The organism is Bradyrhizobium sp. 44 (assembly GCF_023073095.1).
In the GTDB taxonomy this organism is placed as follows: domain Bacteria; phylum Pseudomonadota; class Alphaproteobacteria; order Rhizobiales; family Xanthobacteraceae; genus Bradyrhizobium.
The window spans coordinates 648,238-661,292 of record NZ_JADPIY010000008.1; the positions used below are offsets into that span (position 1 = coordinate 648,238).

General features: G+C 64.5%; 13 protein-coding genes. 8 read left to right on the forward strand and 5 right to left on the reverse strand.

Annotated features, from left to right (window positions below):
• Positions 1-24 precede the first annotated feature (24 nt).
• On the forward strand, positions 25-831 hold the full coding sequence (locus IVB41_RS05095) for an SDR family NAD(P)-dependent oxidoreductase (RefSeq protein WP_247427479.1): 807 nt from the start codon (positions 25-27) through the stop codon (positions 829-831).
• A 45-nt stretch (positions 832-876) separates the two neighbouring features.
• Here IVB41_RS05095 and IVB41_RS05100 read toward each other — a convergent pair whose 3' ends face one another.
• Together IVB41_RS05100 and IVB41_RS05105 are read right to left on the reverse strand one after the other, a co-directional pair.
• On the reverse strand, positions 877-1,647 hold the full coding sequence (locus IVB41_RS05100; protein ID WP_247427482.1) for a hypothetical protein: 771 nt from the start codon (positions 1,645-1,647) through the stop codon (positions 877-879).
• Between the two features lie 75 nt (positions 1,648-1,722).
• Positions 1,723-3,267 carry a sodium:proton antiporter gene (locus tag IVB41_RS05105; protein WP_247427485.1) on the reverse strand — a complete coding sequence of 515 codons (1,545 nt, stop codon included), beginning with the start codon at positions 3,265-3,267 and terminating at the stop codon, positions 1,723-1,725.
• A gap of 127 nt (positions 3,268-3,394) precedes the next feature.
• Between IVB41_RS05105 and IVB41_RS05110 the strand changes: the two genes are divergently transcribed.
• From IVB41_RS05110 to IVB41_RS05125, 4 genes are all read left to right on the forward strand, one after another.
• The gene (locus IVB41_RS05110; protein ID WP_247427488.1) at positions 3,395-4,153 is read left to right on the forward strand and encodes a tetratricopeptide repeat protein; all 759 of its coding nucleotides are present in this window, start codon (positions 3,395-3,397) and stop codon (positions 4,151-4,153) included.
• Between the two features lie 146 nt (positions 4,154-4,299).
• Positions 4,300-5,685 carry a tetratricopeptide repeat protein gene (locus IVB41_RS05115; protein WP_247427493.1) on the forward strand — a complete coding sequence of 462 codons (1,386 nt, stop codon included), beginning with the start codon at positions 4,300-4,302 and terminating at the stop codon, positions 5,683-5,685.
• Positions 5,686-5,829: 144 nt separating this feature from the next.
• Positions 5,830-7,752 carry a propionyl-CoA synthetase gene (locus IVB41_RS05120; RefSeq protein ID WP_247285748.1) on the forward strand — a complete coding sequence of 641 codons (1,923 nt, stop codon included), beginning with the start codon at positions 5,830-5,832 and terminating at the stop codon, positions 7,750-7,752.
• 168 nt (positions 7,753-7,920) lie between these two features.
• Complete coding sequence (locus IVB41_RS05125) at positions 7,921-8,181, forward strand: hypothetical protein (RefSeq protein ID WP_018453135.1); 261 nt, start codon at positions 7,921-7,923, stop codon at positions 8,179-8,181.
• 187 nt (positions 8,182-8,368) lie between these two features.
• On the opposite strand, the gene IVB41_RS05130 is transcribed toward IVB41_RS05125, so the two are convergent.
• The gene (locus IVB41_RS05130) at positions 8,369-9,064 is read right to left on the reverse strand and encodes a DUF1013 domain-containing protein (protein WP_027565675.1); all 696 of its coding nucleotides are present in this window, start codon (positions 9,062-9,064) and stop codon (positions 8,369-8,371) included.
• Between the two features lie 253 nt (positions 9,065-9,317).
• On the opposite strand from IVB41_RS05130, the gene ispH reads away from it, so the two are divergent.
• The 3 genes from ispH to rnhA are packed head-to-tail and all read left to right on the forward strand — an operon-like array spanning position 9,318 to position 11,737.
• A complete protein-coding gene (ispH, locus tag IVB41_RS05135; RefSeq protein ID WP_007597506.1) occupies positions 9,318-10,286 on the forward strand; it encodes a 4-hydroxy-3-methylbut-2-enyl diphosphate reductase in 969 nt (322 codons plus the stop codon).
• 6 nt (positions 10,287-10,292) lie between these two features.
• Positions 10,293-11,276 (forward strand): homoserine kinase, encoded by a 984-nt coding sequence (locus IVB41_RS05140; RefSeq protein ID WP_247427496.1) that lies wholly within the window; start codon positions 10,293-10,295, stop codon positions 11,274-11,276.
• Entirely contained in the window at positions 11,273-11,737 is a 465-nt protein-coding gene (rnhA, locus tag IVB41_RS05145) for a ribonuclease HI (RefSeq protein WP_007597503.1), read from the forward strand. The genes IVB41_RS05140 and rnhA overlap by 4 nt, the downstream gene beginning before the upstream one ends.
• A 159-nt stretch (positions 11,738-11,896) precedes the next feature.
• Here rnhA and IVB41_RS05150 read toward each other — a convergent pair whose 3' ends face one another.
• Positions 11,897-12,382, reverse strand: coding sequence for a peroxiredoxin (locus IVB41_RS05150; RefSeq protein WP_027565673.1), 486 nt, complete (start codon positions 12,380-12,382; stop codon positions 11,897-11,899).
• Positions 12,383-12,499: 117 nt separating this feature from the next.
• On the reverse strand, positions 12,500-13,054 hold the full coding sequence (locus tag IVB41_RS05155; RefSeq protein WP_247427500.1) for a DUF924 family protein: 555 nt from the start codon (positions 13,052-13,054) through the stop codon (positions 12,500-12,502).
• Position 13,055: the final 1 nt, after the last annotated feature.

A 13,055-nucleotide genomic window follows, 5' to 3' on the forward strand; every position in this document is an offset into this window, starting at 1 on the left:
ACAAGAAAATAAAGGAGAAATGCGATGGGTCGGCTCAAGGGCAAGGTTGCGATGGTGGTGGGCGCCGGCTCGATCGGGCCGGGTTGGGGCAACGGCAAGGCCACCGCGGTCACCTTTGCGCGTGAGGGCGCGCAGGTGTTTTGCGTCGATCGCAACGGCGCAGCCGCCGAGGAGACCGTGAAGATCATCACGGACGAAGGCGGCAAGGCGAGCGCGTTCACGGCCGACGTCTCGCGTGCGCGCGAGGTCGAGGCGATGGTCGCGGCGTGCCTGAAGGCCTACGGCCGCATCGACGTCCTCGACAACAATGTCGGCATCGCCGAGATGGGCAGCGTGGTCGAAGTGACCGAGGAGAGCTGGGACCGCGTCTTCAGCGTCAACCTCAAGAGTGCCTATTTCGCCATGAAGCACGCCATCCCCGTGATGGTGAAACAGGGTGGCGGCTCCATCATCAACATCTCCTCGATCGCCTCGATCCGCCACATGGGTATCTCCTACGTCACGTACGGCACTTCGAAAGCGGCGATGAACCAGATGACCCGCACCACCGCGATCGAGTTTGCGCACCACCATGTCCGCGTCAACGCGATCCTGCCCGGCCTGATGAAGACGCCGATGGTGGAACATTCCGCAGGTCTTGCGAACAGCTATGCCAAGGGCGACGTCGAGGCGATGTGGCGCGCGCGCGATGCGCAAGTGCCGATGGGCCACATGGGCGACGCCTTCGACGTCGCCAACGCCGCGCTGTTCCTGGCCTCGGACGAAGCGAAATATGTAACGGGGATCGAGCTCGTGGTGGACGGCGGGATCACGTGCAAGGCGGGGGCGTAGCTCCTTGCTCGCCGCCCTGGCCTTCGCCAGGACGACGGCTGAACCTTATTGCGCCAGCGCCAGGATCCCGCCGGCAAACGAATGCCACGCCGCGGTCTCGCTGACCGGCCAATTCAGGACCTTCACCGCCAGCATCGCGAGCGTGCCGGTGATGTAGACCGGATGCACCCGGCCTTCGGTGCGCCAGTCGCGTACCATGGCGACGACGAGCAGCAGCGAGGCGACCACGGCCGGCGCGATGGTGACGGGCACCGGCGGCGGCCCGGGCGGTCCCGGAGGCGCGAGGAAGGTGAGAAACCAGCGCGCGATCGCCGCATCGAGGATGGAGACCGCGGCGAGCAGCATCAGGCGTTTGTGAATCTCCGGCTTTCGCGTGTTCATGATCGCGAGCACGAATACACCAGCGAAGAACGCGATCCCGCTCATCGGCACGATCGCGAAGGCGATGCCGGCCTCTTTCTGTCCGAGCGCCGCGGAATGCTGCATCACATGAACGGAGGCGAGGAAGCCGAAGATCGTCATCGCGGTCGCGAGCGAAACGCCGGCGATGCCGAGCGCACGGTGATTGACCACGCGGCCTGAGGCGGCGAGCCAGGTCTGGATCACGAAATAGAGAGACCAGGTGAAGAACAACAGACCGTGGAAATGAATGACGGGGCTTGCGGACAAGGTCCGTTGCGCGAGCGGCACAAAATAGGTCGGTGCGAAGCCGAGAAAAGCGGTGGCCGCGCAGGCCAGTGCCATTTGGAGATAGAAATATCGTGCGGGCGACGCATCTCGCGCGCGCACACGACGGTCGTCGATCACGGTCGTCATGAGGGATGAGTCTGGTGAGGCGGCGTTTGGTTCAAGCCCCTAGCCACCTGTGCAGGGCACTTGTCGGGATGGGATTTAACCCCCTGCGCTCAATTCCGCGCGATCGAGCTCTTCCTCGATCCGATGAAACGCATCGTCGCCGATCACTTCCCTGGCGCGGAGGTCGAAGATCGACTTTCGCGCGGCCGCGATGCCACGGCGGCGCAGCGGGTCGGCGGGCAGTTCGCCGTTGGTGATGCCGCCATGGGGATCGTCGTCGGCCTGCATCAGGATGGCGCGATATTCGAGCCGCAGGATTTCCGCTTCCTCCGACGGATCGTCCTCGATAGCGTCGAGCGCCGCGCGATAGGCGACGGCGCGGGCACGCGCGACCTCGATGCCGACGGGATCGTCGTCCTTGAGGCCGAACGCCAGGATCAGCGGCCGCAACGTCAGGCCCTGCACGACCAGCGTGCCGAGCACGACGGCAAACGCCGAGAAGACGATGAAGTCACGATGCGGAAAGCTCTCCGGCAGGGCAAAGGCGGTGGCAAGCGTGACGAGGCCGCGCATACCGCACCAGGAGATGATGAGGCCGCCCTTGGGCGAGGCGACCTGCTTCGGATCCTTGGGGTGATAGATCCCGTGCGCGATCAGCGCGCGCAGCGTCGTGCGGTAGAATGTGATCCAGGCCAGGCGCACCAGGACCACGGTGAGCAGGATCCAGGCCGCGGCCACGCAATATTCCCAGCGCACGTCTGCATCGAGGCGCGTCCAGATCGGCCGCATCTGCATGCCGATCAGCATGAAGGCGAGCACGTTGAGCACGAACACCATAGTCTCCCACACCGCATAGGAAGGCACCCGCAGCCGCGCCGGCATGCGTGCCCCCGCCGTGCGCGCGATGGTGATGCCGTAGACCACGATGGTGAGGATGCCGGAGAGACCGAGATGCTCGGCGGCAATCCAGACCATGAAGGTGGTGGCGAACTGCACGATGATCGCGCTCGGCGCTTCCTTCACGCGTTCCATGAACAGCGGGATGATGCGGCCTGCGACCAGGCCCGCGACGACGCTGCCGACCAGCGCCAGCGCCATGGTCGGCGCGATCTGGCTCCATGCCAGATGCTCGGTGGCAACCGTGCCGACGGCGATGCGATAGATCAGGAGCGCGGTCGCGTCGTTGAGCAGGCTCTCGCCTTCCAGGACCTTCACCATGCGATGAGGCAGCTTGACCTGGCTCAGGATCGCAACCGCGGCGGCCGCATCCGGCGGGGCCACGATGGCGCCGAGCGCAACCGCGGCGGCCCAGGGCATATCAGGCATCAGCCGGTGCGCGACGTAGGCCACAGCGGCCGTGGTCAGGCCGACGGCGGCGACGACCAGGGTGGAGACCGGAACCCAATTGTTGCGGAGATCGCGCAGCGAGGTGTCGAAGGCGGCATCGAGCAGGACCGGTGCGACAAAAAGAGCCAGTGCCAGGTCGGGCTCCAGCGTCCAGGACGGGCTCGACGGCACAAAGGCGATCAGTGCACCCCCGATCGCGAGAAAGGCCGGGTAGGGGACCTTGATCCGCCGCGCCAGCGCCGATAATCCAACGGCGCCGAGCAGAAGCACGATGATCCATTCGAATGTCGACACGTTGATCCCCGAACCGATTTGAGCGGCGCCACAAGCTAGCACCAATCCGGCCGTATGATGGATAGTGCAGCCCCAAGGCAAGACCTCAACCCGGACCTTAACTCAAGACTTTCCGACTGTGACGAGCATGCGTTTTCTCATTCAATGGTCCGGCGCCGCGGTGCTCTTCGCGCTCTCGTTCGTCGTGGCTCATGCCGCGACCGGCGGCGAACCGGCCGCGGTCCCGCAGGTCGATATCGCGCCGTGCCTCGCGGCCGCCGCAGCCGACGATATCGACAAGGCCGTCACGGCCTGCGCCGCCGTGATCGACAATGAGAAGACGGCGAAGGCGGACCTGATCAAGGCGCTGATCGCGCGCGGCGCGCTGTATGCCCGGCATGATCAGGTCGACCGCGCGATCGCCGACGACAGCCGCGCCCTGGAGCTCGATTCCGGCCTCGCCGATATCTTCAACGCGCGGGGCGAGCTCTGGCTGAGGAAGGGTGACAAGCCCAAGGCGGTGCAGGATTTCGGCGCGGCATTGAAGATCGATCCGAACCACGAGAAGGCCAAGGTCAACCACAAGGCGATGGCGCGCGAGATCGAGCGGATAGGCGCGCAGATGGCGGTCGCGGGCAAGCCCAGCTTCATTTGCAAGGGTGCGCGCCGTCCCGTCGAGAAGGCGATCTGCGCCAACCGCGAGCTCGCTGATCTCGACCGTGAGGTCTTTGCCGCCAACGCGCGCGTGTTGCGCGAAGCCCGCAATGCAGGCGAAGCGAAGGCGCTTCAGCGCGAGCAGGACGATTTCATCGCCCGCCGCAACGCCGGGTTCGGCCGGCCGGGGTACGATTTGAAGAAGGCAATGCAGAAGCGGCTGCAGCGGCTCAACGGGGTGGACGGGTATTGAAGCTTTAGGGCCTCCGCAACCTCAAGCCCGGGCATGACGACTTCTCGTGAGAAGGGCGCTGGTGCGCCCCTGACTGGCTCAATTTTGAACCCATCGCGTCCCCGCCGCGACAATGGTGAAAGCCTGATGTCCCGGAGCCCTATGCCATGTGCGGCACGCATCCTTCCGCGCAAATGCTCTCGTTTGCAAAAATCTCGTTTCGCTCGCTCCTGCTCACCGCGGCAATGAGCGTCGTCCTCGTCGCCCCTGCCTCGGCCGGCGTCGATTGCGTGATGGGGAGCAAGGCCGCTCCGGCTGAGCTGATCCCGGCCTGCAGCGCCACCATTGACCAGACCTCAATTCCATCCTCCGATCGCGCCGCGGCGTTGCTGGTGCGCGCCGACGCCAATGCGCGGACCTCGGGCGGCCTCACGCAGGCGCTGCGAGATATCGATCGCGCCATTGCGCTCGATGGCAAGAACGCAAAAGCCTGGCGCCTGCGCGGCGATCTCCTCCGCGAGGCCGGCGGCGATCTCAACCGCGCCGCGGCGGACCTCAGCAAGGCCATCGAGCTCGATCCGCAGGATTCCGAGTCTTACGAGCTGCGCGGCGTGGTCTACACCAACCAGCGCCGGCTCGACCGCGCGCTTGCCGATTACGACCAGGCGATCAAGCTGAAGCCTGACAATGCACAGGCCTGGTCCGACCGCGGCGTGGCCTATTATCTCGGCGGCGACAACGAGAAGGCGATCCGCGATCTCAGCGAGGCGTTGCGCCTCGATCCGAACCGGCCGCGCAGCTACACCAATCGTGGCGCCGCCTACAAGAAGCTCGGCCAGTTCGACAAGGCGGTTGCCGACGACGGCGAGGCGATCAGGCTCGATCCGAAGGTGCCCGAATATTACGACAATCGCGGGCTGTCGCTGGCCGCGATGGGCGAGTACGACAAGGCGATTGCCGATTACGATCAGGCGCTGCGGCTGGCACCGCGGCCGAATTTCTTCACAAACCGCGGCGATTCCTACCACCTCAAGGGCGAGCTTGGCGCGGCGCTGAGCGATTACGAGGCCGCGCTGAAACTCGATCCGAATTTCGCGCAGACCTACAATAACCGCGCCGTGCTCTACAAGAAGATGGGCGAACGCAGGAAGGCGCTGGCCGACTACGAGACCGCGCTGCGGCTCGATCCCGGCAATGACAACGCCGCCGCCGGACGCCGCGCCATGATCGCGGAGATCGCGAAATTCGGCGGCGAGCCGCTGCGGCCGCTCGCTGCGAATTCCGGCAATGGCCCGTCGTTCGATTGTGCCACTGCGAAGCGCGAGGTCGAGAAGGTGATCTGTGCCGATCCGCAACTGGGTGTGCTCGACCGCCAGATCGCCGAGACCTACGAGCGCGTGCTGAAATCGGCCGGGTCCCGCTCGGCCGGCGAGCTCCGTCGCACCCAACGCGACTTCCTCGCCACCCGCAATACGAGCTTCGGCCGCCCGGGCTATGATCTCAGGAAGGTCATGCAGGACCGGCTGCAGCGGCTCAATGCGATGGATAGCTGAGCACTGTTCTTTTCAGCTTGAACCGCGGCCCGTTCCCGGGAAAATACCCCTCAAACATGGCTGGTACTTGATCCCTGTCATGGCGGGACGTTTGTCCTGCCACAAGGTCAAGCCTAGGCGAATAAAGGGAACGGGAGCGCGGGAATGAACGTCCGAGGGAACGTCGACGGAAAGAGCCTCTATCACGAGGTTTATGCGCGCTCGCTGGCCGAACCTGAGGGCTTTTGGGCCGAGGCGGCTAAGGAAATCGACTGGATCGAGCCGCCGAAAAAGCTCTTCGATCCCTCGCAGGGCGTCTACGGCCGCTGGTTCAGCGGTGGTGTCGTCAACACCTGCTACAACGCGCTCGACCGCCACGTCGAACGCGGCCGCGCCGACCAGATCGCGCTGATCCACGATTCGCCGCTGGCAAATAGCGTCACCAAATTCACCTACGCCGAACTGCTGGCCGAAGTGCAGGCCCTCGCCGCCATCATGCAGGATTTTGGCGTCGCCAAGGGCGATCGCGTCATCCTTTATATGCCGATGGTACCGGAGGCCGTCGTCGCGATGCTCGCCTGCGCGCGCATTGGCGCGGTGCACTCCGTGGTGTTCGGCGGCTTTGCCGCGAAAGAGCTCGCCACCCGCATCGACGATGCCCAACCAAAGTTGATCCTGTCGGCGAGCTGCGGCATCGAGCCCGGCCGGATCGTGCAGTACAAGCCGCTGCTCGACGAGGCGATCAGGCTTGCGGGCGCAAAGCCGAAGGCCTGCATCGTGCTGCAACGTCCGCAGCTCGTCTGCGCCCTGACGCCCGGTCGCGACTATGATTGGGCGGGCCTGCGCCGCAAGGCGATGAACGACGGCAAGCAGGCGCCTTGCGTGCCCGTCGCCGCTACCGATCCGCTCTACATTCTCTATACGTCGGGCACGACCGGCATTCCCAAGGGCGTCGTGCGCGACAATGGCGGCCATCTCGTCGCGTTGAAATGGTCCATGTTCAACCTTTATGGCGTCAAGCCGGGTGAGGTCTGGTGGTGCGGCTCCGACATCGGCTGGGTGGTCGGCCACAGCTACATCGTCTACGGCCCGCTGCTGCACGGCGCGACCTCGATCATGTATGAGGGCAAGCCGGTCGGCACGCCCGATGCCGGCGCATTCTGGCGCGTGATCAGCGAGCACAAAGCTGTCGCCTTCTTCACTGCGCCGACCGCATTCCGCGCGATCCGGAAAGAAGATCCGGAAGGAAAATTCATCCGGCAATACGACCTCTCGACCTTCCGTACGCTGTTCCTGGCTGGCGAGCGCGCCGATCCGCCAACGGTGGAATGGGCGGAGCAGCAGTTGAAAGTGCCTGTGATCGACCATTGGTGGCAGACCGAAACCGGCTGGTGCATCGCCGGCAATCCGGTCGGCTTAGGCCAGCTGCCGGTGAAGCACGGCTCGCCGACGGTGCCGATGCCGGGCTATCAGGTCGACGTGGTCGACGAAGCGGCAAAGCCGGTCGGCCCGAACACCATGGGCTCGATCGTCATCAAGCTGCCGATGCCGCCGGGCTGCCTGCCGACGCTTTGGAATCAGGACGAACGTTTCAAGGAAGCCTATCTCACCGAATTCCCCGGCTACTACAAAACGTCGGATGCCGGCTATAAGGACGAAGATGGCTATATCTTCGTCATGGGCCGCACCGACGACATCATCAACGTCGCCGGCCATCGGCTCTCCACCGGCGGCATGGAAGAGATCCTGGCTTCGCATCCCGATGTCGCCGAATGCGCCGTGCTCGGCGTCAAGGACGCGATCAAGGGCGAGGTACCCTGCGGCTTCCTGGTGCTCAAGGCGGGCGTGAAGCGGGCCCCCGCCGAGATCGAGAAGGAGATCGTCGCGCTGGTGCGCGACAAGCTCGGTCCCGTTGCCGCGTTCAAGCTCGCCATCACCGTCGGCCGCCTGCCCAAGACGCGATCCGGAAAGATCTTGCGCGGCACCATCAAGAAGATCGCAGATGGTGAAGCCTGGACCATGCCGGCGACGATCGAGGACCCCAAGGTGCTGGACGAGATCGGCGATGCGCTGAAGGGGCGGGTGTGAGGTTTGCAATGGGGCTTGAATAGGCCGCATTTTTCCGCTCAATCCTCATCCTGAGGAGCGCGCTTGCGCGCGTCTCGAAGGATGAAAGGCCCCGCTGCTGCAGCTTGGCCTGCATGGTTCGAGACGCCCGCTGCGCGGGCTCCTCACCCTGAGGATGAAGGGCCTGCCATGAATTCGAAGCCGTTTCTAGCGATTGCATTTGCGGGCCTCATTCTCTCCGCCTGCTCCGCGCGCTACCAGACGCCGGTGGCCATGGGCGGCGACGATGACGACGCGGTCTGCCAGAGCCGCGGCTATGCGGCCGGCTCGCCCGAATACGTAGCCTGCCGCAAGGACCGCGACGTCCAGCGCAGTTCCGCGACCACCCGCGCCGACCGCCGCCAGCGCGATCTCGGCGAATACATGCTGAACCATCCGGACCGGCCGTAGAGGCTGCTTTCCACTTATCCGTCATTGCGAGCGCAGCGAAGCAATCCAGGATCTCCCCGTCGAGACAATCTGGATTGCTTTTCGCTGCGCTCGCAATGACGCGGTTGCTGAAGCTTCTTGCGTCACACAAAAAAAGCGGCGGGTTTCCCCGCCGCGCTTGCATTCGATGACGACTGAAGACGAAGGATTACTCCTCCTCCTGGTCCTGCTTCTTGCCGCCGAGTGTCTTCAGCTTGGCGAACACGGCATCGACGTTGAGATCGTCGCTGGACCTCTCCGCGGGTTCGTACTCGTCCTTCTTGGTGGTTTCGGAGGCCGGCAGCAGGGTGGCGCCGCCATAGGCCGCGTCGATCGGCTTTTCCTTGGCCGCGCGCGCGACCTCGAAATCGAGTTCGATCTGCGAGCAGAGGCCGAGGGTGACGGGATCAATCGGCGTCAGCTGGGAGGTGTTCCAGTGGGTGCGATCACGGACGCTGGCGATCGTGCTCTTGGTCGTGCCGACCAGGCGCATGATCTGGGCGTCCTTGAGCTCGGCATGGTTGCGCAGCAGCCAGAGGATGGCGCTCGGGCGTTCGTGGCGGCGCGAGACCGGGGTGTAGCGCGGGCCCTTGCGCTTGGGCTGCGGCGGCAGCACCACCTTGCTCTCCTGGAGGCGGAGCCGGTAGTCCGGGTTGTTCTCGCCCTTCTCGATCTCCTCGCGGGTCAGCTGGCCGTTGGAGAGGGGATCCATGCCCTTGATGCCCTGGGCGGCGTCGCCATCGGCGATCGCGCGCACCTCGAGGGGGTGCATTTTGGTGAAATCGGCGACCTGATCGAAGGTCAGCGCGGTGTTGTCGAGCAGCCAGACGGCGGTCGCCTTGGGCATCAGAGGTGCGTTGCTCATGGCAAATCTCCTTTGTGCTTCGCCCACCCCTTTGGAGGCGAAACCGGTGGTCATCAGCGATGACTGGGAATTCGCGCTATATAAGCCCGGAGGGGGTAGCCACGCAATGGTTCTGCTATAGATAGTGCCTTGACAGCGCCCGAAAGGGGGCCCAATTCCCTCTGAAGTCGCTGTAAGACCGCACCCAAGCCCTATTCATTCATCGACCGCTTCCCGCCCCTCTGGCGAGGTGATTCGGTCCCGAGATCGCTCAATGTCAGCCAAACCAGACCTCAAGATCGTGCTTTGTTCTCCCCGTGGCTTCTGCGCCGGGGTGGTCCGGGCGATCGACACCGTGGAACGGGCGCTCGATAAATACGGTGCCCCCGTCTATGTTCGCCATGAGATTGTGCACAATAAATACGTCGTCGATGGGTTGAAGAAGAAGGGCGCGATCTTCGTCGAGGAACTCGCCGAGATCCCGGAAAACACCACCGCGCCGGTGGTGTTCTCGGCCCATGGCGTGCCGAAATCGGTTCCGGCCGACGCCACGTCCCGCAATTTGTTCTCGCTGGATGCGACCTGTCCCCTGGTCACCAAGGTGCACCGCGAGGCCGCGATCCATTTCAAGCGCGGCCGCGAGATCTTCCTGATCGGCCATTCCCATCATCCGGAGGTGGTGGGCACGCTCGGCCAGCTCCCGACCGGCGCCGTGACCCTGATCGAGACCGCCGAGGACGCGAAGACCATCGCCCCGAAGGACCCGAACAACCTCGCCTTCGTGACCCAGACCACGCTGTCGATCGACGACACCGCGGAGATCGTGGCGCTGCTGAAGGAGCGCTTCCCGAACATCAACGGGCCGCACAAGGAAGACATCTGCTACGCCACCACCAACCGCCAGCTCGCGGTGAAGAAGGTGGCGCCGGTGGTCGATGCCCTGATCGTGGTCGGCGCGCCGAACTCGTCGAACTCGCAGCGCCTGCGTGAGGTCGCCGAGCGTGAGGGCTGCCCGATCGCCGTGCTGGCGCAGCGCGCGACCGAAATCGACTGGAAGCGGTTCGAGAACATCACCAGCCTCGGCATCACCGCGGGCGCCTCGGCACCGGAAGTGATCGTCGAGGAGATCATGGACGCGTTCGCCGAGCGCTTCACGCTGCATGTGGAGACGGTCTCGGCCGCGGAAGAGAACGAGTTCTTCCCGCTGCCGCGCCAGGTGCGCCCCGAAGCCGCCGCCGAGTAGACCTTCATGGCGGTCTACACCGACGTTGCCGCCGACGAGCTTGCGGACTTCCTCAACCAATACGATCTCGGCGAGCTGCTCTCCTACAAGGGCATCGCCGAGGGCGTCGAAAATTCCAACTTCCTGCTGCATACGACCAAGGGGTCGTTCATCCTCACGCTCTATGAGAAGCGCGTGGCGAAGAACGATCTGCCGTTCTTCCTCGCGCTGATGACGCATCTGGCCGAGCACGGCGTCAACTGCCCGCTGCCGGTGAAGGGAACGGACGGCGAGGCGTTGCGCGAGCTGTCGGGCCGGCCCGCCGCCATCATCACCTTTCTCGAAGGCGTCTGGCCGCGCAAGCCGAGCGCGGCCCATTGCGCCGGCGTCGGCGAGGGGCTCGCCAGGATGCATCTGGCAGGTGCGAATTTCGCGATCAGGCGTGCGAACGCGCTGTCGGTCCCGGGCTGGCGGCCGCTGTTCGATGCCGCGTCACAGCGGGCCGACGAGGTGCAGCCCGGCCTGCGCGCGTTCCTGGGCCACGAGCTCGACTACTTCGAGAGTGGCGTCTGGCCGACGCAGCTGCCCGAAGGCGTGATCCACGCCGACCTCTTCAACGACAACGTCTTCTTTCTCGGTGACAAGCTCTCGGGGATCATCGACTTCACCTTCGCCTGCAATGACTGGCTCGCCTATGACGTCGCGATCTGCCTCAACGCCTGGTGCTTCGAGCCGGATCATTCCTTCAACGTCACCAAGGCGCGGGCCTTCCTCAATGCCTATGGCCGCGTGCGAAAGCTGGCCGAGGCGGAAGAGGCAGCGCTGCCGCTGCTCGCGCGCGGAGCTGCGATCCGCTTCCTGCTGACGCGGCTGGTCGACTGGCTCAACGTTCCGCCCGGCGCGCTGGTCAAGCCGAAGGATCCGTTGGAATATGTCCGCAAGCTGCGCTTCCACCAGAGCGTTTCCAGCGTGCGCGACTACGGGCTGATGCCGTCGGGGCTGATGGCGTGAGCGAGCTTCCGATTGTCACGATCTACACCGACGGCGCCTGCTCGGGAAATCCGGGGCCCGGCGGCTGGGGCGCGATCCTGAAGTTCGGCGACAAGGAAAAAGAACTGAACGGTGGTGAGCGCCACACCACCAACAACCAGATGGAATTGATGGCGGCGATCTCCGCGTTGGAAGCGCTGAAGAAGCCGTGCACCGTCGATCTCTATACCGACAGCCAATATGTCCGTCAGGGCATCACCGGCTGGATCCACGGCTGGAAGCGCAACGGCTGGCGCACCGCCGACAAGAAGCCGGTGAAGAATGTCGAGCTATGGCAGCGCCTCGATGCCGCGCTGAAGGCTCATGACGTGCGCTGGCACTGGGTCAAGGGCCATGCAGGGCATCCCGAGAACGAACGCGCCGATCAGCTCGCGCGCGACGGGATTGTGAAGGCGCGGTTGCAGGCACGGGTGGCGGAGTAGCGCGCGGTCGGCGCTCCAGTCTCAACTGTCATCGCCCGCGAAGGCGGGCGATCCAGTACGCCGCGGCCTCTCGATTTAACAACAACTGTCTCTGGAATACTGGATGCCCCGCTTTCGCGGGGCATGACAGTGTCGTTTGTGGCTGAAAGCGGTGGCCGCTTACAGCTGCCCGAGCAGAGTATCGCCGCCGGACACTTCGACCTTGCCCGGCATCGCCTCGAGGTTCAGCTTCTTGACCACGCCGTCCTCGACCAGCATCGAATAGCGCTTGGAGCGGATGCCGAGACCGTTGCCGGAGGCGTCGAGCTCCATGCCAATCGCCTTGGCGAAGTCGGCATTGCCGTCGGCCAGGAAGATGGCCTCGTCGCGCTGGTCGGTGTCGCGCTTCCACGCGTTCATGACGAAGGCGTCGTTGACGGAGACGATGGCGATGGTGTCGACGCCCTTGTCCTTCAGGGCGTAGGCGTTGAGGAAGATGCTCGGCAGATGCATCTTGTGGCAGGTGCCGGTATAGGCGCCGGGCACCGCGAACAGCGCCACTTTCTTGCCCTTGAAGATATCGTCGGTGGTCTTCACCTGCGGGCCTTCCGCCGTCATCACGCGGAATTTCGCCTCGGGCAGCTTGTCGCCAGTCTGGATCGCCATCGTCAGTCTCCCTGAAAATCGGTCCCGCTTTTTAGACCGTGCGGCGGGCCTGCACAATATTGCCGGCACGGATAGTGACCCGGAGGCGGTGAGGGCGGGACCTTCACCTTTATGTCATCAGCCGGCGAACCCGCCGCCGTCGAGGAAGGCCTGCTCGTCCGGCGTGGTGTCGCGGCCGAGCAGACGGTTGCGGTGGGGGAAGCGGCCAAACCGCCGGATGATGTCGGCGTGCTCCCGCGCGTATTTCAGGTTTTCAGCATTGTCGGTGTTTTGAAACAGCGCGACGCAGTGCAATTGATCGGGCAGGTGCTCGGAATGCATGAAGGGCAAATAGAGGAATTCGAGCAGGACCGGGTCGATCCTTTGATCTGCACCCCGCGCAATGGCGCGGCGGGCGACGTCGCGCGCCAAAGCGTCGCTGGCAAAGGCCTGCGACGTGCCGCGAAACATGTTGCGCGGAAACTGGTCGAGCACGATGACGAGCGCGAGTGCGCCCTCGTCGGTCGCCTCCCATGACAAGAGCTCGCCGGCGACCGCCTTCTGCCACAGCGCGAGAAAGCGGCGCCTGACCTCAACGTCGAAGGCGTCATTGCGCTCGTACCAGGCATCGCAGCCGGCCTCGCGCCAGAAGGCGAGGATGCCGGCCGGACTGATGTTGCTGTCGTCGGTCATG

What these genes read in the sequence shown, in the direction of transcription:
- IVB41_RS05100 (WP_247427482.1), bottom strand. Translation starts at nt 1,647, where the DNA reads ATGACGACCGTGATCGACGACCGTCGTGTGCGCGCGCGAGATGCGTCG.
- IVB41_RS05110 (WP_247427488.1), top strand. Translation starts at nt 3,395, where the DNA reads ATGCGTTTTCTCATTCAATGGTCCGGCGCCGCGGTGCTCTTCGCGCTC.
- IVB41_RS05125 (WP_018453135.1), top strand. Translation starts at nt 7,921, where the DNA reads ATGAATTCGAAGCCGTTTCTAGCGATTGCATTTGCGGGCCTCATTCTC.
- IVB41_RS05115 (WP_247427493.1), top strand. Translation starts at nt 4,300, where the DNA reads ATGTGCGGCACGCATCCTTCCGCGCAAATGCTCTCGTTTGCAAAAATC.
- IVB41_RS05140 (WP_247427496.1), top strand. Translation starts at nt 10,293, where the DNA reads ATGGCGGTCTACACCGACGTTGCCGCCGACGAGCTTGCGGACTTCCTC.
- IVB41_RS05120 (WP_247285748.1), top strand. Translation starts at nt 5,830, where the DNA reads ATGAACGTCCGAGGGAACGTCGACGGAAAGAGCCTCTATCACGAGGTT.
- IVB41_RS05155 (WP_247427500.1), bottom strand. Translation starts at nt 13,054, where the DNA reads ATGACCGACGACAGCAACATCAGTCCGGCCGGCATCCTCGCCTTCTGG.
- IVB41_RS05130 (WP_027565675.1), bottom strand. Translation starts at nt 9,064, where the DNA reads ATGAGCAACGCACCTCTGATGCCCAAGGCGACCGCCGTCTGGCTGCTC.
- ispH (WP_007597506.1), top strand. Translation starts at nt 9,318, where the DNA reads ATGTCAGCCAAACCAGACCTCAAGATCGTGCTTTGTTCTCCCCGTGGC.
- IVB41_RS05150 (WP_027565673.1), bottom strand. Translation starts at nt 12,382, where the DNA reads ATGGCGATCCAGACTGGCGACAAGCTGCCCGAGGCGAAATTCCGCGTG.
- IVB41_RS05095 (WP_247427479.1), top strand. Translation starts at nt 25, where the DNA reads ATGGGTCGGCTCAAGGGCAAGGTTGCGATGGTGGTGGGCGCCGGCTCG.